Origin of the sequence: Pseudomonas sp. LRP2-20 (assembly GCF_024349685.1) — a bacterium.
Lineage (GTDB): Bacteria > Pseudomonadota > Gammaproteobacteria > Pseudomonadales > Pseudomonadaceae > Aquipseudomonas.
Genome location: NZ_AP025944.1, coordinates 989916 through 1007967 on the forward strand (window position 1 = coordinate 989916; position 18052 = coordinate 1007967).

At 61.9% G+C, this 18052-nt stretch carries 20 protein-coding genes and 1 tRNA gene; 19 read left to right on the forward strand and 2 right to left on the reverse strand.

All coding sequences use genetic code 11. The features are described from left to right. Window positions 1-211: 211 nt before the first annotated feature. On the forward strand, window positions 212-1543 hold the full coding sequence (locus tag OCX61_RS04250) for a Fic family protein (protein ID WP_261942743.1): 1332 nt from the start codon (window positions 212-214) through the stop codon (window positions 1541-1543). A 147-nt stretch (window positions 1544-1690) separates the two neighbouring features. Here the strand turns inward: OCX61_RS04250 and OCX61_RS04255 are convergent. Continuing rightward, window positions 1691-1775, reverse strand: a tRNA-Leu gene (locus OCX61_RS04255). A gap of 108 nt (window positions 1776-1883) precedes the next feature. Here OCX61_RS04255 and queA point away from each other — a divergent pair. The 6 genes from queA to OCX61_RS04285 all read left to right on the forward strand — a co-directional run bounded on the left by queA (window position 1884) and on the right by OCX61_RS04285 (window position 7948). Continuing rightward, window positions 1884-2933, forward strand: a complete 1050-nt coding sequence (gene queA / locus OCX61_RS04260) for a tRNA preQ1(34) S-adenosylmethionine ribosyltransferase-isomerase QueA (protein ID WP_261942744.1) — start codon at window positions 1884-1886, stop codon at window positions 2931-2933. A gap of 14 nt (window positions 2934-2947) precedes the next feature. Further along, window positions 2948-4063: a tRNA guanosine(34) transglycosylase Tgt gene (gene tgt, locus OCX61_RS04265; RefSeq protein WP_177408547.1), complete on the forward strand. Its 1116-nt coding sequence runs from the start codon at window positions 2948-2950 to the stop codon at window positions 4061-4063. Window positions 4064-4105: 42 nt separating this feature from the next. Beyond that, window positions 4106-4441 (forward strand): preprotein translocase subunit YajC, encoded by a 336-nt coding sequence (gene yajC / locus OCX61_RS04270; RefSeq protein ID WP_008092587.1) that lies wholly within the window; start codon window positions 4106-4108, stop codon window positions 4439-4441. Between the two features lie 64 nt (window positions 4442-4505). Next, a complete protein-coding gene (secD, locus tag OCX61_RS04275) occupies window positions 4506-6368 on the forward strand; it encodes a protein translocase subunit SecD (RefSeq protein WP_261942745.1) in 1863 nt (620 codons plus the stop codon). Window positions 6369-6378: 10 nt separating this feature from the next. Next, window positions 6379-7287 (forward strand): protein translocase subunit SecF, encoded by a 909-nt coding sequence (gene secF / locus OCX61_RS04280; RefSeq protein WP_085673712.1) that lies wholly within the window; start codon window positions 6379-6381, stop codon window positions 7285-7287. Window positions 7288-7405: 118 nt separating this feature from the next. Next, complete coding sequence (locus tag OCX61_RS04285) at window positions 7406-7948, forward strand: glycine zipper 2TM domain-containing protein (RefSeq protein WP_261942746.1); 543 nt, start codon at window positions 7406-7408, stop codon at window positions 7946-7948. A gap of 158 nt (window positions 7949-8106) precedes the next feature. Here OCX61_RS04285 and suhB read toward each other — a convergent pair whose 3' ends face one another. Further along, window positions 8107-8925 carry a type III secretion system regulator SuhB gene (gene suhB, locus OCX61_RS04290; RefSeq protein WP_016393981.1) on the reverse strand — a complete coding sequence of 273 codons (819 nt, stop codon included), beginning with the start codon at window positions 8923-8925 and terminating at the stop codon, window positions 8107-8109. 151 nt (window positions 8926-9076) lie between these two features. Between suhB and trmJ the strand changes: the two genes are divergently transcribed. The 12 genes from trmJ to rlmN all read left to right on the forward strand — a co-directional run bounded on the left by trmJ (window position 9077) and on the right by rlmN (window position 18039). Then, a complete protein-coding gene (gene trmJ, locus OCX61_RS04295) occupies window positions 9077-9847 on the forward strand; it encodes a tRNA (cytosine(32)/uridine(32)-2'-O)-methyltransferase TrmJ (protein WP_261942747.1) in 771 nt (256 codons plus the stop codon). A 3-nt stretch (window positions 9848-9850) separates the two neighbouring features. After that, on the forward strand, window positions 9851-10636 hold the full coding sequence (gene cysE / locus OCX61_RS04300) for a serine O-acetyltransferase (RefSeq protein WP_261942748.1): 786 nt from the start codon (window positions 9851-9853) through the stop codon (window positions 10634-10636). Between the two features lie 179 nt (window positions 10637-10815). Beyond that, window positions 10816-11307 carry a Fe-S cluster assembly transcriptional regulator IscR gene (gene iscR / locus OCX61_RS04305; RefSeq protein WP_261942749.1) on the forward strand — a complete coding sequence of 164 codons (492 nt, stop codon included), beginning with the start codon at window positions 10816-10818 and terminating at the stop codon, window positions 11305-11307. 45 nt (window positions 11308-11352) lie between these two features. Beyond that, window positions 11353-12567 (forward strand): IscS subfamily cysteine desulfurase, encoded by a 1215-nt coding sequence (locus OCX61_RS04310; protein ID WP_013971017.1) that lies wholly within the window; start codon window positions 11353-11355, stop codon window positions 12565-12567. 46 nt (window positions 12568-12613) lie between these two features. Then, window positions 12614-13000: a Fe-S cluster assembly scaffold IscU gene (iscU, locus tag OCX61_RS04315; RefSeq protein ID WP_007929523.1), complete on the forward strand. Its 387-nt coding sequence runs from the start codon at window positions 12614-12616 to the stop codon at window positions 12998-13000. Between the two features lie 35 nt (window positions 13001-13035). Beyond that, window positions 13036-13359: an iron-sulfur cluster assembly protein IscA gene (iscA, locus tag OCX61_RS04320; RefSeq protein ID WP_011532338.1), complete on the forward strand. Its 324-nt coding sequence runs from the start codon at window positions 13036-13038 to the stop codon at window positions 13357-13359. Window positions 13360-13367: 8 nt separating this feature from the next. After that, a complete protein-coding gene (gene hscB, locus OCX61_RS04325) occupies window positions 13368-13889 on the forward strand; it encodes a co-chaperone HscB (RefSeq protein ID WP_261942750.1) in 522 nt (173 codons plus the stop codon). A gap of 42 nt (window positions 13890-13931) precedes the next feature. Then, entirely contained in the window at window positions 13932-15794 is a 1863-nt protein-coding gene (gene hscA / locus OCX61_RS04330; RefSeq protein WP_261942751.1) for a Fe-S protein assembly chaperone HscA, read from the forward strand. A 3-nt stretch (window positions 15795-15797) separates the two neighbouring features. Beyond that, complete coding sequence (gene fdx, locus OCX61_RS04335; protein ID WP_054887566.1) at window positions 15798-16139, forward strand: ISC system 2Fe-2S type ferredoxin; 342 nt, start codon at window positions 15798-15800, stop codon at window positions 16137-16139. 10 nt (window positions 16140-16149) lie between these two features. Then, complete coding sequence (gene iscX, locus OCX61_RS04340; RefSeq protein WP_027920277.1) at window positions 16150-16350, forward strand: Fe-S cluster assembly protein IscX; 201 nt, start codon at window positions 16150-16152, stop codon at window positions 16348-16350. Between the two features lie 89 nt (window positions 16351-16439). Beyond that, the gene (ndk, locus tag OCX61_RS04345) at window positions 16440-16865 is read left to right on the forward strand and encodes a nucleoside-diphosphate kinase (protein ID WP_011532343.1); all 426 of its coding nucleotides are present in this window, start codon (window positions 16440-16442) and stop codon (window positions 16863-16865) included. A gap of 28 nt (window positions 16866-16893) precedes the next feature. Next, window positions 16894-18039, forward strand: a complete 1146-nt coding sequence (rlmN, locus tag OCX61_RS04350; protein WP_261942752.1) for a dual-specificity RNA methyltransferase RlmN — start codon at window positions 16894-16896, stop codon at window positions 18037-18039. The last annotated feature ends 13 nt before the right edge of the window (window positions 18040-18052 follow it).

The following is an 18052-nucleotide window of genomic DNA, read 5'->3' on the forward strand; positions in this document are numbered from 1 at the left end:
GATTGCGTGGATTGCTGAAGGGCCCATGGCCGTTGGGTTGGCGTCAAAAACGGGGGGTAAAAAGGTGTTGCGGGGATGGGTGATCGCAGATGAGCTCTATTGAGCTGCATTGAGCTGCATTGAGCTGCATTGAGCTGCATTGAGCTGCATTGAGCTGCATTGAGCTGCATTGAGCTATATTGAGCTGCATTGAGCTATATCCGGAGATGTCATGAGTTTGCCAAACAAGATTCTGGTCGCTTTGCAGGGCGGCCAGGCCCTCAGTTCTCGTGAACTAGCAGAGCGCACTGACGCAAGTTGGTCGACGGTCAAGCGCCATCTTGAGGTATTGCTCGAGTCGGGCCAGGTCGAGCGTGAGAAAGACGGGCGCACCACGCGTTACCGGCAGGCGGTTGCAGGAACCCAGCTTGCCGAAAGCTCCGTGGAGTGGGGCGCCTCGGCCGCAATCCCCTGGTCACCGGAAAGTCGCGTGCTTCGTGCATCGCTGCTTCGGCCTCTGGCAGTGCGCGAAGCGGTCACCTATCAGCGTGGCTTGGTTGACAGCTATCAACCGAATCAGACTGCGTGGTTGCCTTCCGCGCTGGCTGCCGCGCTTGAAGTCGAGGGGCGGATGCGGGGGCAGCAACCGGCAGGCACCTATGCGCGCAAGGTGCTGGAGCCCTTGTTGATCGACCTCTCGTGGTCTTCCTCACACCTTGAAGGTAACCGGTACACGCTGCTCGACACGGAAAGGTTGTTCAAAAGTGGTGTAACGGACGGCGATCTGGACGCGGTCATGCTGCTCAACCACAAGGCCGCCATCGAGTTCATGGTAGATGCGGTGCCCGAGTATGGGCTGAACGCGGCAGTGATAAGCAACCTGCATGCCCTGCTGATGCAGGACCTGCTTGCCGATGGCACGGCGTTGGGCAGCATTCGCCAGACCGTGGTGAACATCAGTGGTACCACGTACTTTCCGACCCAGGTGCCTTCGCTGCTGGAAGAAATGTTCGAACAGGTGCTGGACAAGGCGCGACAGGTGAAGAACCCGATCGAGGCAGCCTTCTTCCTCTGGGTAAATCTTGCTTACCTGCAACCTTTCGAGGATGGCAACAAACGCACGAGCCGGCTGGCGGCCAACATCCCGTTGTTGCTCTACAACTGCTCGCCGTTATCGTTTCTGGATGTGGATCCGCAGGACTATGCGTTGGCCATGATGGGCGTGTACGAGCAGCGTGACATGGCCATGGCGGCGGACTTGTTCGTCTGGGTGTATCGCCGCTCCATAAGCAAGTATGGGGTGATGCTCGAAGCAATGGGTGTTCCCGATCTGGTTCGTCTGCGTTATCGAGAGCTGCTGAACGAGGCGATCAATGCGGTCGTTCGTGAGCGCATGACGGTGGCTCAAGTGGTGGCTGGGCTGGATCTGCCAGCAGAAGAGAACGTACAGTTCGAACCGCTGTTGCGCAACGAACTGGATATTCTCGCACTGCACAACTGTGCCCGTTATCGGCTTACCTTGAATCAGGTGAAGGCATGGATTGATGCAGGGCGCCCCTGCTGAGAATCTACCCAGGCAGAGAGCACGTCTTGAATTCGCTGGCGTGTTCAATAGGGCTGAACGCTGTTCTACAGGTCGCTTCAGCCTTTGGGGAATCATCAAAACAAGGGCACAAAAAAACCGACCATAAGGTCGGTTTTTTCCGGATCTTGGTGCCCCGAGGGAGACTCGAACTCCCACTCCTTTCGAAAACGGATTTTGAATCCGCCGCGTCTACCAATTCCGCCATCAGGGCTTGTGGCGCGCAGTATAGAGAGGTGCCCGTGGTCGGTCAATCGGCTTTCATGGTCAATTTTCACACATTGGGCTAAACTTCCCGGCCCTGTCGAACCCGAACATCATCATGCGCGTCGCCGATTTTTCCTTCGAACTCCCCGATTCCCTGATCGCCCGCCACCCTCTGGCCGAGCGCCATGGCAGCCGTCTGCTGGTCCTCGATGGGCCGAGCGGGGCGTTGGCGCACAAGCAATTCCCGGATCTGCTCGACTACCTGCAGCCGGGCGACCTGATGGTGTTCAACAACACCCGGGTAATTCCCGCGCGGCTGTTTGGCCAGAAAGCCTCCGGCGGCAAGCTGGAAGTGCTGGTCGAGCGCGTGCTCGACAGCCACCGCGTGCTGGCCCATGTGCGTGCCAGCAAGGCCCCTAAAGAAGGCGCGATGATCCTCATCGATGGCGGTGGCGAGGCCGAGATGGTCGCCCGCCACGACACGCTGTTCGAGCTGCGCTTCACCGAAGAGGTGCTGCCACTGCTCGACCGCGTCGGCCATATGCCGCTGCCGCCGTACATCGACCGCCCGGACGAGGGCGCCGACCGCGAGCGCTACCAGACCGTGTACGCCGAGCGTGCCGGTGCCGTAGCTGCGCCGACTGCCGGCCTGCACTTCGACGAAGCGCTGCTGGAGAAGATCGCAGCCAAGGGCGTCGAGCGCGCCTTCGTCACCCTGCACGTGGGGGCTGGCACCTTCCAGCCGGTGCGGGTCGACAAGATCGAAGACCACCACATGCACAAAGAGTGGCTTGAAGTGAGCCAGGACGTGGTCGACGCCATCGAGGCCTGCCGCGCCCGTGGCGGCCGGGTGATCGCGGTCGGTACCACCAGCGTGCGCTCGCTGGAGAGCGCGGCGCGCGATGGCGTGCTCAAGGCCTTCAGCGGTGACACCGACATCTTCATCTACCCGGGCCGGCCGTTCCATGTGGTCGATTGCCTGGTCACCAACTTCCACCTGCCGGAGTCCACGCTGCTGATGCTGGTCTCGGCCTTCGCCGGTTACCCCGAGACCATGGCTGCCTATGCGGCGGCGGTCGGCAACGGGTACCGCTTCTTCAGTTACGGTGATGCCATGTTCATCACCCGCAATCCGGCGCCACGCGGCCCAGAGGATCAAGCATGAGTCGCACCTGTCGAATGTCGTTCGAACTGTTGGCCACCGACGGCAAGGCCCGTCGTGGCCGGCTGACCTTCCCCCGTGGCACGGTCGAGACCCCGGCGTTCATGCCGGTGGGCACCTATGGCACGGTCAAGGGCATGCTGCCGCGTGACATCGAGGCCATCGGTGCCGAGATCATCCTCGGCAACACCTTCCACCTGTGGCTGCGCCCAGGTACCGAGGTGATCAAGAAGCACAACGGCCTGCACGACTTCATGCAGTGGAAAGGCCCTATCCTCACCGATTCCGGTGGTTTCCAGGTGTTCAGCCTGGGTGCCATGCGCAAGATCAAGGAGGAGGGGGTGACCTTCGCCTCGCCAGTCGACGGTTCCAAGGTGTTCATGGGCCCGGAAGAGTCCATGCAGGTGCAGCGCGACCTGGGCTCGGACATCGTCATGATCTTCGACGAGTGCACACCTTACCCGGCCGAGCACGACGTGGCGCGCACTTCCATGGAGCTGTCGCTGCGCTGGGCCCAGCGTTCGAAGAATGCCCACGGCGACAACACCGCGGCGCTGTTCGGTATCGTTCAGGGCGGCATGTACCAGGACCTGCGCATGCGTTCGCTGGAAGCCCTGGAAAACATCGGTTTCGATGGCCTGGCCATCGGTGGCCTGTCGGTCGGCGAGCCGAAGCACGAGATGATCAAGGTCCTCGACTACCTGCCGGACCAGATGCCGGCTGACAAACCTCGTTACCTTATGGGGGTAGGCAAACCGGAAGATCTGGTTGAGGGTGTGCGCCGCGGCGTCGACATGTTCGACTGCGTGATGCCCACGCGCAACGCGCGCAACGGCCACCTGTTCGTCGATACAGGGGTGATCAAGATCCGCAACGCGTTCCATCGCCATGATGATTCGCCGCTGGATCCGACCTGTGATTGCTACACCTGCACCAACTTCTCCCGCGCTTATCTCCATCACCTGGACAAGTGTGGCGAAATGCTGAGCAGCATGCTGAATACCATCCACAACTTGCGCCATTACCAGCGCTTGATGGCCGGTTTACGCGAGGCTATTCAACAGGGTAAATTGGCCGCCTTTGTCGACGCCTTCTACGCCAAGCGCGGGCTGCCTGTGCCGCCTTTGGACTGACTGTTCGCATCCATTATTAGAAAATTACATTAGGAGTGCCCAATGAGCTTCTTGATCCCCGCCGCATACGCGGATGCTGCTGCACCCGCCGCTGGCCCTGCCGGCACCGGCTTTGAGTGGATTTTCCTGGTTGGTTTCCTGGTCATCTTCTACCTGATGATCTGGCGCCCGCAGGCCAAACGTGCCAAAGAGCAGAAGAACCTGCTGAGCAACTTGCAAAAAGGTGACGAAGTTGTCACCAACGGTGGTATCGCCGGCAAGATCGTCAAGGTTTCCGATGACTTCGTGGTCCTGGAAGTTTCCGACACCGTCGAGCTGAAGTTCCAGAAGGGTGCCATCGCGGCCACCCTGCCAAAAGGTACGCTCAAGGCTATCTGAGTTACCGGTTTCATTTTTCCAGTCGGGGCGCGCAAAGCGCCCCGCGTCTTGAACGGGCGGCGTGATGCTGAACAAATACCCTCTGTGGAAATACGCACTGATCCTGGTGGTACTGGCGATCGGTTTCATTTATTCCGCTCCCAACCTCTACCCGGATGATCCGGCGGTGCAGATCAGCGGTGCCAGCTCGGCGCTGCAGGTCAACCAGGCCGACCTCGACCGCGTCAGCAAGGCGCTGGTCGATGCCGGTATCACCGTCAAGGGCGCGAGCCTGGGTGAGAAGGGCAGTGGGCTGATTCGCCTGACCAACCAGGAAGATCAACTGCCAGCCAAGGATGTAGTGCGCAAGGCACTGGGCGATGATTACGTCGTGGCCCTGAACCTGGCCCAGACTACCCCGCAGTGGCTGCGTAACCTGGGTGCAAGCCCGATGAAGCTGGGCCTGGACCTGTCCGGTGGTGTGCACTTCCTGCTGGAAGTGGACATGGACAAGGCCATGAGCGCCCGCATGAAAGTCTACGAAGGCGAGGTCAAGACCTTGCTGCGCAAAGAGCGCATCCGCTACCGCAGCCTGCCGCAGCAGGATGGCGGTGTGATGCTGGGCTTCGCTGACGATGCTACCCGCGAACAGGCACGTGCCCTGATCCGCAAGAATTTCAATGATTTCGACCTGACCACCACCGAGCGCAACGAGCTCGCCGTGCTGCGTCTGGCGCTGACCCAGGCGAAAGTCGCCGAGATCCGCGAATACTCGATCAAGCAGAACCTGACCACCGTCCGCAACCGTGTGAACGAGCTGGGCGTGGCCGAACCGCTGGTGCAGCGCCAGGGCGCCAACCGCATCGTGGTCGAGCTGCCGGGTGTGCAGGACACTGCCGAAGCCAAGCGTATCCTCGGCAAGACCGCCAACCTGGAGTTCCGCTTCGGTGCCGAGCCGGGGGCTTCCAAGGCCACTACCGAGGTCTTCGAGTTCCGTGAAGGCAACCGTTCTGCCGCGGTCGAGCGTGGCCTGATCATCACTGGTGACCAGGTCACCGACGCCCAGGCCAGCTTCGACGAGCACGGCCGCCCGCAGGTGAACATCCGCCTGGATGGCCACGGTGGCGAGCTGATGAGCCGCGCGACCCGCAGCAACGTCGGCCGCAGCATGGCGGTGATCTTCATCGAGCAGAAGCCGGTCACCCGCTACGTCAAGCAGACGGTCGACGGCGTCGAGAAGGACGTTGCCGTTCAGAGCTTCCAGGAAGAGAAGAAGATCATCAGCCTGGCGACCATCCAGTCGCCACTGGGCAGCCAGTTCCGCATCACCGGCCTGAACGGCCAGGGTGAATCGTCGGAACTGGCCCTGCTGCTGCGTGCCGGTGGTCTGGCCGCGCCGATGTACTTCGCCGAAGAACGTACCATTGGCCCAAGCCTGGGTGCCGACAACATCACCAAGGGTATCGATGCGTCGCTGTGGGGCATGCTGTTCGTCTCGCTGTTCATCATCGCCATCTACCGCGGCTTCGGCGTGATCGCCACCATCGCCCTGGCGGGCAACATGGTGCTGCTGCTGGCGCTGATGTCGCTGTTGGGCGCGACCCTGACCCTGCCGGGTATTGCCGGTATCGTGTTGACCATGGGTATGGCGGTGGACGCCAACGTGCTGATCTTCTCGCGTATCCGCGAGGAGCTGAATGCCGGCATGTCGGTGCAGCGCGCCATTCACGAAGGCTTCAACCGCGCCTATACCGCGATCATCGACGCCAACCTGACCAGCCTGCTGGTCGGCGGCATCCTGTTCGCCATGGGCACCGGCCCGGTCAAGGGCTTCGCGGTCACCATGTCCCTCGGGATTTTCACCTCGATGTTCACCGCCGTCATGGTGACCCGCGCAATGGTCAACCTGACCTGCGGCGGGCGTGACATCAAGAAGCTGTGGGTTTGAGGGAGCTGCGATGAAAACCATCAACTTCATGGGCGTGCGCAATGTCGCGTTCGCCGTTACCGTGCTCCTCACCGTGCTGGCGCTGTTCAGCTGGTGGCAGAAGGGCCTGAACTTCGGCCTGGACTTCACCGGCGGTACGCTGATCGAGCTGACCTACGAACGCCCGGCCGACCTCAAGGCGGTGCGTGCCGAGCTGGTCGAGTCCGGCTTCCACGAGGCCGTGGTGCAGAGCTTTGGCGCCACCACCGACCTGCTGGTGCGCATGCCGGGCGATGACCCGCAACTGGGTGCCAAGGTCGGCGCTGCCCTGCAGAAGGCAGGCGGCGACAACCCGGCCACCCTCAAGCGCGTCGAGTTCGTCGGCCCGCAGGTGGGTGAAGAGCTGCGTGACCAGGGCGGCCTCGGCATGCTCCTGGCACTGGGCGGCATCCTCATCTACCTGGCCTTCCGCTTCCAGTGGAAGTTCGCCGTGGGCGCGATCGTGTCGCTGATCCACGACGTGGTGGTGACCCTGGGCATCCTTTCGTTCTTCCAGATCACCTTCGACCTGACGGTGCTGGCGGCGGTGCTGGCGATCATCGGCTACTCGCTGAACGACACCATCGTCGTCTTCGACCGGGTACGTGAGAACTTCCGTGTGATGCGCAAGGCCTCGCTGATCGAGAACATCAACGTCTCGACCACCCAGACCCTGCTGCGCACCATCGCCACCTCGGTTTCGACCTTGCTGGCGATCGCCGCGCTGCTGTTCTTCGGTGGCGACAACCTGTTCGGCTTCTCCCTGGCATTGTTCATCGGTGTCATGGCCGGTACCTACTCGTCGATCTACATCGCCAACGTGGTGCTGATCTGGCTGAACCTGAACAGCGAAGACCTGATCCCGCCGGCGAAAAACGAAGGCGTGGATGACCGTCCTTAAGGATTAGCCCTGCGCCGTTCGGCGACCCAAAAGGCGCGAGTGTTGAACTCGCGCCTTTTTTTTCGCTCCAAGGCTTGGAGAAAGCAGGTTAGCCCTGCCGGTACAACAGGAGGTTCATGTGAACAAATCAATGCTCGTAGGCGCTGTGTTGGGTGCTGTCGGTGTTACTGCCGGAGGTGCTGTCGCCACCTACAGCTTGGTGAACAAGGGGCCTGAGTATGCCCAGGTCACCGACGTGCAACCGATCAAGCAGCAGGTCAAAACCCCGCGCGAGGTCTGCAAGGACGTCGCCGTCACGCGTCAGGCGCCGGTCAAGGACCAGCACCAGATCGCCGGTACCGTGGTTGGTGCGCTGGCTGGTGGCCTGCTGGGCAACCAGATTGGCGGCGGCACCGGCAAGAAGATTGCCACCGTTGCCGGTGCGGTCGGTGGTGGTTATGCCGGCAACAAGGTGCAGGAAGGCATGCAGCAGCGTGACACCTATACCACCACGCAAACCCGCTGCAACACGGTCAACGATATCAGCGAGAAAGTCGTTGGGTATAACGTGAAGTACACCCTCGGCGACAAGGCCGGGCAGGTGAAGATGGATCATGAGCCGGGTTCCACCATCCCTGTGGACAAGAATGGCAGGCTGATCCTCAGCGAAGCCGGGCAGTAATTTATGTTGTCTGTGCCGCCCTCTTCGCGGGTAAACCCGCTCCCACAGTGGTAATTCGATCCCTGTGGGAGCGGGTTTACCCGCGAAGAGCCAGTGCAAAACTTTCAAGCACAAAAAAAGCACCCCGAGGGGTGCTTTTTGGTGCCTGCAATCCGCGCTTAGCGCTTCATGTGCTCTGGCAGGTGCGGCTGGATAGCGGTCAGTACGGCCTTGAAGCACTTGATGTTGCCTGCAACGATGTGACCCTTGTCGAGGAAGTCGTGGCCACCGTTGAAGTCACTCACCAGGCCGCCGGCTTCCTGGATCAGCAGCACGCCAGCTGCCATGTCCCACTCGGACAGGCCCGACTCCCAGAAGGCGTCGAAGCGGCCGGCAGCCACGTAGGCCAGGTCCAGGCTGGCGGAGCCGGCGCGGCGGATGCCGGCGGTCTGGCCAGTCAGGGCGCGGAACATGCCCAGATAGTTGTCCATGTCAGCCATCTGGTTGTCACGGAACGGGAAGCCGGTGCCCAGCAGGGCGCCGTCCAGGCTGGTGCGCGAGCTGACACGCAGGCGGCGGCCATTGAGCTGGGCGCCACGGCCACGGCTGGCGGTGAATTCTTCCTGGCGAACCGGGTCGACGATCACGGCGTGCTCGAGGCGGCCACGGTATTTGCAGGCGATGCTGACTGCGAAGTGCGGGATGCCACGCAGGAAGTTGGTGGTGCCGTCCAGCGGATCGATGATCCACAGGTAGTCCTTGCCTTCTTCGCCGGTGCCGGCGTGCAGGCCGGTTTCTTCACCTTGAATGGAGTGGTTCGGGTAGGCCTTGCGCAGGGCGTTGACGATGCTCTGCTCGGCGGCGCGATCCACTTCGGAGACGTAGTCCTTGGCCTCTTTCTCGTCGACCTTGATGCTATCCAGGCGTTCGATGGAGCGGAAAATCAGTTCACTGGCGCTGCGAGCGGCGCGCAGGGCGATATTCAGCATAGGCTGCATGGGCGGGTCACCTGGAGATGTTAAAGAAGAAAGCCGAACATTCTAGCAGAAAAGTTTGGCGGCAGAAGTGTCACATTTGCTTTCATGGCGTTACGCTGGTCGGTTATGTAAGATCGATTTCCCCCAAACCTGCATCTGTGAGCACAACACCTTGCTGCAAAATATTCGTGTTGTTCTGGTCAATACCAGCCACCCCGGCAACATCGGCGGCGCTGCGCGTGCCATGAAAAACATGGGCTTGTCGCGTCTGGTGCTGGTGCAGCCAAAAGAGTTCCCGTCCGGCGACGCCACCGCGCGAGCCTCGGGCGCCGACGACATCCTGGCCAATGCCCAGGTGGTCGACAGCCTTGAAGACGCGCTGGTCGGCTGCAATCTGGTCATGGGTACCAGTGCCCGTGAGCGCAGCATCCCCTGGCCATTGATCGACCCGCGCGAATGCGGGGCCAAGGCGGTGGAGCACGCCAGCGGCGGTGAAGAAATCGCCCTGGTGTTCGGGCGCGAGCACGCCGGCCTGACCAACGAAGAACTGCAGCGATGTCACTTCCATGTGCACATTCCCTCGAATCCCGACTTCAGTTCGCTGAACCTTGCCGCCGCAGTCCAGGTGCTCTCCTATGAGGTGCGCATGGCCTGGCTGGCAGCCGAAGGCGCGCCTTCGAAAGTCGAGAAATTCGACGCCAACTCGCTGCGCAGCAACGAGCTGGCGACCATGGACGAAATGGAGCTGTTCTATGAACACCTGGAAAAAACCCTGGTGGACATTGGCTTCCTCGACCCTGAAAAGCCCAAGCACCTGATGCCGCGCCTGCGGCGGCTGTACGGGCGCAGCTCGGTCAATCGTTCGGAAATGAGCATTTTGCGCGGCATCCTCACCGAGACCCAGAAGGTCGCCCGGGGTGAGCCGCATAAACGGAAGGACTGACAGATGTTCGAACGTCTGCGTGAAGATATCCAGAGCGTATTCCATCGTGACCCGGCAGCGCGCAACGCCTTCGAGGTGCTGACCTGCTACCCCGGCATGCACGCCATCTGGCTGCACCGCCTGGGCAATGCCCTGTGGAAGCGCGACCTCAAATGGCTGGCCAGGTTGGTGTCGAACTTCGGCCGCTGGCTGACCGGTATCGAGATCCATCCCGGTGCGACCATCGGTCGGCGCTTTTTCATCGACCACGGCATGGGCATCGTCATCGGTGAAACCGCCGAGATCGGAGATGATGTCACCCTTTACCAGGGAGTGACGCTGGGGGGCACCAGCTGGAACAAAGGCAAGCGCCACCCGACCCTGGAAAACGGTGTGGTGGTAGGGGCGGGCGCCAAGGTGCTCGGCCCGTTCACGGTCGGTGCCGGGGCCAAGATCGGTTCCAACGCGGTGGTGACCAAGGCGGTGCCGGCGGGTGCCACTGCGGTTGGCATCCCGGGGCGGATCATCGTCAAGAGCGAAGACAGTGAAATCGAGGCCAAGCGCAAGGCCATGGCCGAAAAGATCGGCTTCGATGCCTACGGCGTCAGCGGCGACATGCCAGACCCGGTGGCTCGCGCCATCGGGCAGATGCTCGACCACCTGCAGGCCGTCGACGAGCGCCTGGAGGGCATGTGCGGCGCGCTGACCAAGATGGGCAGTGACTATTGTGCCAAGGAGTTGCCGAAGCTGCCGGAAGATGACTTCGCGGTCGAAACCCAGGCTGCCCAGCGCGACACTCAGTCGCATTGATTGCGTCGCGGTGAAGTCACTCTGACATATGGGGCGTGTGCTCACGCCCCTTTGCTGCTACACTCGCGGCCGCCTCCCAGTTGCAAACCCGACTAAAGCAGTAGGTCTAATAGTTGACTTAAATGCTCGGGAATCGCATACTCGCACACATCCCGTAACTCCCGTGGTACCCATTAGCCATGCGACTGACTACCAAAGGCCGATACGCCGTGACTGCCATGCTCGACCTGGCACTGCACGCGCAGCATGGGCCGGTGTCTTTGGCCGACATTTCCGAGCGCCAGGGCATTTCCCTCTCTTATCTGGAACAGCTGTTCGCCAAGCTGCGCCGCAGCAGCCTGGTCTCCAGCGTGCGCGGTCCGGGCGGTGGCTACCAACTGTCGCGCGGCATGGAAACCATCCAGGTGGCCCAGGTCATCGACGCGGTCAACGAATCGGTCGATGCCACCCGTTGCCAGGGCCTCGGGGATTGCCATGCCGGTGACACCTGCCTGACCCACCACCTGTGGTGCGACCTCAGCCAGCAGATCCACGAATTCCTCAGCGGCATCAGCCTGGCCGACCTCGTCATGCGCCGTGAGGTGCAGGAAGTCGCCCAGCGCCAGGACCTGCGGCGTGTCGCAGGCCGTACCGCCATGCTGGACAAGATTGAGACGTCCGCCGTCGACTGAAACTCTGCAGTGACGAGCGACGCCACCGCCTGATAGGAGATACCCATGAAGTTGCCGATCTACCTCGATTACTCCGCTACCACGCCGGTCGACCCGCGTGTCGCCCAGAAGATGGCCGACTGCCTGCTGGTCGACGGCAACTTCGGTAACCCGGCCTCGCGTTCCCACGTATTCGGCTGGAAGGCCGAAGAAGCGGTCGAGAACGGCCGTCGCCAGGTCGCCGAGCTGATCAACGCCGACCCGCGCGAAATCGTCTGGACCAGCGGTGCCACCGAGTCCGACAACCTCGCCCTGAAAGGCGTGGCGCACTTCTATCAGACCAAGGGCAAGCACATCATCACCTCCAAGATCGAGCACAAGGCGGTCCTGGACACCGCTCGCCAGCTCGAGCGTGAAGGTTTCGAAGTCACCTACCTGGAGCCGGGCGAAGACGGCATCGTCACCCCGGCCATGGTCGAAGCCGCCCTGCGCGACGACACCATCCTGGTCTCGCTGATGCACGTGAACAACGAAGTCGGCTCGATCAACGACATCGCCGCCATCGGTGAGCTGACCCGCTCGCGCGGCGTGCTGTTCCACGTTGACGCCGCCCAGTCGGCCGGCAAGGTCGAAATCGACCTGCAGAAGCTGAAAGTCGACCTGATGTCGTTCTCCGCGCACAAGGTCTACGGCCCTAAAGGTATCGGCGCGCTGTACGTCAGCCGCAAGCCGCGCGTGCGCCTGGAAGCCATCATCCACGGCGGTGGCCATGAGCGCGGCATGCGTTCGGGCACCCTGCCGACCCACCAGATTGTCGGCATGGGCGAAGCCTTCGCCATTGCCAAGCAGGAAATGGCCGCCGAGAACGTGCGCATCAAGGCCCTGAGCGACCGCTTCTTCAAGCAGGTCTCGGACCTCGAAGAACTGTACGTCAACGGCAGCAAGACTGCCCGCGTGCCGCACAACCTGAACCTGAGCTTCAACTACGTCGAAGGCGAGTCGCTGCTGATGTCCCTGAAGGACATCGCCGTATCGTCCGGTTCGGCCTGTACCTCCGCTTCGCTCGAGCCGTCGTATGTACTGCGCGCTCTGGGCCGCAACGACGAGCTGGCGCACAGCTCGATCCGCTTCTCCTTCGGTCGCTTCACCACTGAAGAAGAAGTCGACTACGCCGCGCAGAAAGTCTGCGAGGCCGTTAACAAACTGCGTGAGCTGTCGCCGCTGTGGGACATGTACAAAGACGGCGTTGACATCTCCAAGATCGAGTGGGCCGCCCACTAAGCAGTCGCCGGCAAGAGCGGCTCCCTGATGAGGAAGGAATTGCACCATGGCATACAGTGAAAAGGTCATCGACCACTACGAAAACCCACGCAACGTCGGCAAGATGAACGCCGAAGACCCGGATGTCGGTACCGGCATGGTCGGCGCTCCAGCGTGCGGTGACGTGATGCGTCTGCAGATCAAGGTCAACGAGCAAGGCATCATCGAAGACGCCAAGTTCAAGACCTATGGCTGCGGTTCGGCCATCGCCTCCAGTTCCCTCGCCACCGAGTGGATGAAGGGCAAGACCCTGGACGAAGCCGAAACCATCAAGAACACCCAGCTGGCGGAAGAACTGGCGTTGCCGCCAGTGAAGATCCACTGCTCGGTACTCGCCGAAGATGCCATCAAGGCAGCCGTTCGCGACTACAAGCAGAAGAAAGGCTTGATCTAAGCCGCCCGTTGCAAGGTAAGACTCAAGGAGTTCCGATGGCTATCAGCATGACAGAAGCCGCCGCCAACCACATTCGCCGCTCCCTTGACGGGCGCGGCAAGGGTGAGGGCATTCGCCTGGGCGTGCGCACCACCGGCTGCTCGGGCCTGGCCTACGTGCTGGAGTTCGTCGACGAGCTGGCCGAAGAGGACCAGGTGTTCGAGAACCATGGCGTCAAGGTGATCATCGATCCCAAGAGCCTGGTCTACCTCGATGGCACCGAGCTGGACTTCGTCAAGGAAGGGTTGAACGAAGGCTTCAAGTTCAACAACCCCAACGTGCGCGGTGAGTGTGGCTGCGGCGAAAGCTTCAACGTTTGAGGCTGGCCGTGGGTACTCCTTGTCATTTCGCTCTGTTTGACCTCCAGCCCTGTTTCCGCCTGGACCTCGACAAGCTGGCCACTCGCTATCGCGAGCTGGCCCGCGAGGTTCATCCGGACCGCTTCGCCGACGCCTCCGAGCGCGAGCAGCGGGTAGCGCTGGAAAAGTCCGCGGCTCTCAACGACGCCTATCAGACCCTGCGCAGTGCGCCGCGCCGTGCCCGCTACCTGCTGGCAATCGGCGGCCACGAAGTGCCCCAGGAGGTCACGGTCCATGACCCTGACTTCCTGTTGCAGCAGATGCAGTGGCGCGAAGAGCTCGAAGAGCTGCAGGACGAAGCCGACCTCGATGGCGTGGCGGTGTTCAAGAAGCGCCTGAAGGTCGCTCAGGACACGCTCAACGAGGATTTCGCCGCCTGCTGGGATGTGCCTGCCGAGCGCGACAAGGCCGAGCGCCTGATGCGCCGCATGCAGTTCCTCGACAAGCTCGCCCAAGAAGTGCGCCAACTGGAAGAGCGCCTCGACGATTAACCCGGTGTCGTCCGTGATGACGCCTAAGGTATTCAGATAAGCATGGCCCTACTGCAGATCGCCGAACCCGGTCAAAGCCCTCAGCCGCACCAGCGCCGCCTGGCGGTGGGGATCGACCTGGGTACCACCAATTCTCTGGTCGCTGCCGTGCGCAGCGGTCGTAGCGAGCCCCTGCCCGATGCGCAGGGCAACGTCATTCTGCCGTCGGCGGTGCGTTACCTGGCTGGCCACAGCGAAGTCGGCCTGGCCGCGCGCGAAGCGGCTTCCAGCGACCCGCTGAACACCGTGCTGTCGGTCAAGCGCCTGATGGGCCGTGGCCTGGCTGACGTCAAGCAGCTCGGCGAGCAGCTGCCGTACCGCTTCATCGGCGGCGAGTCGCACATGCCGTTCATCGACACCGTCCAGGGGCCGAAAAGCCCGGTGGAAGTGTCCGCCGACATCCTCAAGGAGTTGCGCGAGCGTGCCGAAGCCACCCTGGGTGGTGAGCTGGTGGGTGCGGTGATCACCGTGCCGGCCTATTTCGACGACGCCCAGCGCCAGGCCACCAAGGATGCTGCGCGCCTTGCCGGCCTGAGCGTGTTGCGCCTGCTCAACGAGCCGACCGCTGCTGCCGTGGCCTATGGCCTGGACCAGAATGCCGAAGGCCTGGTAGCCATCTATGACCTGGGTGGGGGTACCTTCGATATTTCCATCCTGCGCCTGACCGCCGGTGTGTTCGAAGTGTTGGCTACCGGTGGCGATACCGCCCTGGGCGGTGACGATTTCGACCACGCCATCGCTGGCTGGATCATCGAGCAGGCTGGCCTGTCCGCCGATCTCGACCCGGCCACCCAGCGCCAGCTGCTGCAGGCCGCCTGCGCCGCCAAAGAGGCCCTGACCGATGCCGATAGCGTCAGCGTCAGCCATGGCGCCTGGCAGGGCGAGCTGAGCCGGGCTGCCTTCGAAGCCATGATCGAGCCACTGGTTGCCCGCAGCCTGAAAGCCTGCCGCCGCGCCGTGCGCGACAGCGGTGTCGAGATGGAAGAGGTGGGTGCGGTGGTGATGGTCGGTGGTTCGACCCGCGTACCGCGTGTGCGTGAGGCGGTGGGCGCGCTGTTTGGTCGCACCCCGCTGACGTCGATCGACCCGGACCAGGTGGTGGCCATTGGCGCCGCCATCCAGGCCGATACCTTGGCTGGCAACCGCCGCGAAGGTGGCGAACTGCTGCTGCTTGACGTCATCCCGCTGTCCCTGGGTCTTGAGACCATGGGCGGGCTGATGGAGAAAGTCATCCCGCGCAACACCACCATTCCGGTGGCCCGCGCCCAGGAATTCACCACCTACAAAGATGGCCAGTCGGCCATGATGATCCACGTCCTGCAGGGTGAGCGCGAGCTGATCAGCGACTGCCGCTCTCTGGCGCGCTTCGAGCTGCGTGGCATTCCGGCCATGGTGGCCGGCGCCGCCAAGATCCGCGTGACCTTCCAGGTCGATGCCGACGGCCTGCTCAGCGTTGCCGCCCGCGAACTGGGCTCGGGCGTGGAAGCCAGCATCCAGGTCAAGCCGTCCTACGGCCTGACCGACGGCGAGATCGCCCGTATGCTCAAGGATTCCTTCGAGCACGCAGGCTCCGACAAGCAGGCGCGCCAGCTGCGCGAGCACCAGGTCGACGGCGAACGGCTGCTCGAAGCGGTGCAGGGTGCCCTGGATGCCGACGGTGATCGCCTGCTCAGCGAAGACGAGCGGGTAGCCATCGAATACCAGATGCAAGAATTGCGTGATTTGCTCAGCGGCACCGATGGCGCGGCCATCGAGCAACAGACCAAGCGTCTGTCGCAAGTGACCGATGCCTTTGCCGCCCGTCGCCTTGATTCAACGGTCAAAGCCGCACTGGCCGGGCGCAACCTGAATGAGATCGAGGAGTAACCGATGCCCCAGGTGATTTTCCTGCCGCACGAGAAGTTCTGCCCGGACGGGCTGGTGGTTGAGGTGGAGCCAGGGACCAACATCCTGGAGCTGGCCCACGAACACCACATCGAGATGGAAAGCGCGTGTGGCGGTGTGTGCGCCTGCACCACCTGCCACTGCATCGTGCGCGAAGGCTTCGACTCGCTCGAGGAAGCCGACGAGCTGGAAGAGGATATGCTGGACAAGGCCTGGGGCCTGGAGGCGCAGTCGCGCCTGGCCTGCCAGGTGATCGTCGGTGAGGACGACCTCACCATCGAGATTCCCAAGTATTCGCTCAACCACGCTGCCGAAGCGCCGCACTGAGGTTTGCCCCATGAGCCTGAAATGGATTGATGTACTTGAGATCGCCATCCAGCTTGCGGAAAGCAAGCCGGACGTCGATCCTAAATATGTGAATTTCGTCGATCTGCACCGTTGGGTGCTGGCCTTGCCAGAGTTCAGCGACGATCCGTCACGCGGCGGTGAGAAAGTGCTCGAGGCCATCCAGGCGGCCTGGATCGAAGAAGCCGACTAAGCGTGACGCTGCAGGTTAGGCAATCCCCTGGAACCCGCGTATAATTCGCGGGTTTAATTTTTCGTAACACTCATATTCTGGAGTTTTCCATGGCTGTTCAACGTACTTTCTCGATCATCAAGCCTGACGCCGTTGCCAAGAACGTCATCGGCAAGATCACCACTCGCTTCGAAGAAGCTGGCCTGAAAATCGTTGCTTCGAAAATCAAGCAACTGTCCAAAGCCGAAGCCGAAGGCTTCTACGCCGAGCACAGCGCTCGTGGCTTCTTCGGTGACCTGGTTGCCTTCATGACCTCCGGTCCGGTCGTCGTTCAGGTTCTGGAAGGCGAAAACGCCATCGCTCTGAACCGTGAGCTGATGGGCGCTACCAACCCTAAAGAAGCTGCTCCAGGCACCATCCGCGCTGACTTCGCCGAGTCGATCGACGCCAACGCCGTTCACGGTTCGGACTCCGAAGCTGCTGCTGCTCGCGAAATCGCTTACTTCTTCGCTGCTACCGAGGTAACCACTCGCTAAGCGAAAGCTTAAGGGTGAAGGTGAATCCATGACGACATCTACCGGCAAAATCAACCTGTTGGGGCTGACCCTGCAGGAAATGGAACAGTTCTTCGACTCGATCGGGGAGAAGCGCTTTCGCGCCGGCCAGGTGATGAAGTGGATTCACCATTATGGCGTCGACGATTTCGCCGCCATGACCAATGTCGGCAAGGTCCTGCGTGAAAAGCTCGAGGCCGTTGCCGAGATTCGGGGGCCGGAAGTGGTCAGCGAAGACATTTCCGCCGACGGTACCCGCAAGTGGGTGGTTCGCGTTGCCTCCGGCAGCTGTGTCGAGACCGTCTACATCCCCACCGACGACCGCGGCACGCTCTGCGTCTCGTCGCAAGCCGGCTGTGCCCTGGACTGCAGCTTCTGCTCCACCGGCAAGCAAGGCTTCAACAGCAACCTCACCGCCGCCGAAGTGATCGGCCAGGTGTGGCTTGCCAACAAATCCTTCGGGACCGTCCCTGCCAAGATCGACCGCGCGATTACCAACGTGGTGATGATGGGCATGGGCGAGCCTCTGCTGAATTTCGACAATGTCATCGCCGCCATGAAGATCATGATGGAAGATCTTGGCTATGGCATTTCCAAGCGTCGCGTCACCCTGTCCACCTCGGGCGTGGTGCCGATGATCGACGAGCTGGCCAAGCATATCGACGTGTCCCTGGCACTGTCGCTGCACGCGCCCAACGACGAACTGCGCAACCAGCTGGTACCGATCAACAAGAAGTACCCGCTGAAGATGCTGCTCGAGTCGTGCATGGGCTACATGTCGACCCTGGGTGGCAAGCGCGTGCTGACCATCGAATACACCCTGCTCAAGGACGTCAACGATCAGCCTGAGCATGCGGCACAGATGATCGAGCTGCTGCGCGACGTTCCGTGCAAGATCAACCTGATCCCGTTCAACCCGTTCCCGCACTCGGGTTACGAGCGGCCGAGCAACAATGCGATCCGCCGCTTCCAGGATCTGCTGCACCACGGTGGTTTCAACGTCACCACCCGCACCACCCGTGGCGACGACATCGACGCCGCCTGTGGTCAGCTGGTCGGCCAGGTCAACGACCGCACCCGCCGCAGCGAGCGCTACATCGCCGTCCGCCAGCTGTCCGCTGACGCCGAGCTGCAAGACAGCGCCGTGCGCCACTGAGTCCGGCCTTGCC

Bases quoted from the DNA above. Each gene is read 5' to 3' on its own strand.
- fdx (WP_054887566.1), top strand. From the start codon at position 15,798: ATGCCCCAGGTGATTTTCCTGCCGCACGAGAAGTTCTGCCCGGACGGG.
- OCX61_RS04250 (WP_261942743.1), top strand. From the start codon at position 212: ATGAGTTTGCCAAACAAGATTCTGGTCGCTTTGCAGGGCGGCCAGGCC.
- secD (WP_261942745.1), top strand. From the start codon at position 4,506: ATGCTGAACAAATACCCTCTGTGGAAATACGCACTGATCCTGGTGGTA.
- iscA (WP_011532338.1), top strand. From the start codon at position 13,036: ATGGCTATCAGCATGACAGAAGCCGCCGCCAACCACATTCGCCGCTCC.
- iscR (WP_261942749.1), top strand. From the start codon at position 10,816: ATGCGACTGACTACCAAAGGCCGATACGCCGTGACTGCCATGCTCGAC.
- queA (WP_261942744.1), top strand. From the start codon at position 1,884: ATGCGCGTCGCCGATTTTTCCTTCGAACTCCCCGATTCCCTGATCGCC.
- iscX (WP_027920277.1), top strand. From the start codon at position 16,150: ATGAGCCTGAAATGGATTGATGTACTTGAGATCGCCATCCAGCTTGCG.
- rlmN (WP_261942752.1), top strand. From the start codon at position 16,894: ATGACGACATCTACCGGCAAAATCAACCTGTTGGGGCTGACCCTGCAG.
- hscA (WP_261942751.1), top strand. From the start codon at position 13,932: ATGGCCCTACTGCAGATCGCCGAACCCGGTCAAAGCCCTCAGCCGCAC.
- ndk (WP_011532343.1), top strand. From the start codon at position 16,440: ATGGCTGTTCAACGTACTTTCTCGATCATCAAGCCTGACGCCGTTGCC.
- iscU (WP_007929523.1), top strand. From the start codon at position 12,614: ATGGCATACAGTGAAAAGGTCATCGACCACTACGAAAACCCACGCAAC.
- suhB (WP_016393981.1), bottom strand. From the start codon at position 8,925: ATGCAGCCTATGCTGAATATCGCCCTGCGCGCCGCTCGCAGCGCCAGT.
- OCX61_RS04310 (WP_013971017.1), top strand. From the start codon at position 11,353: ATGAAGTTGCCGATCTACCTCGATTACTCCGCTACCACGCCGGTCGAC.
- tgt (WP_177408547.1), top strand. From the start codon at position 2,948: ATGTCGTTCGAACTGTTGGCCACCGACGGCAAGGCCCGTCGTGGCCGG.
- cysE (WP_261942748.1), top strand. From the start codon at position 9,851: ATGTTCGAACGTCTGCGTGAAGATATCCAGAGCGTATTCCATCGTGAC.
- secF (WP_085673712.1), top strand. From the start codon at position 6,379: ATGAAAACCATCAACTTCATGGGCGTGCGCAATGTCGCGTTCGCCGTT.
- yajC (WP_008092587.1), top strand. From the start codon at position 4,106: ATGAGCTTCTTGATCCCCGCCGCATACGCGGATGCTGCTGCACCCGCC.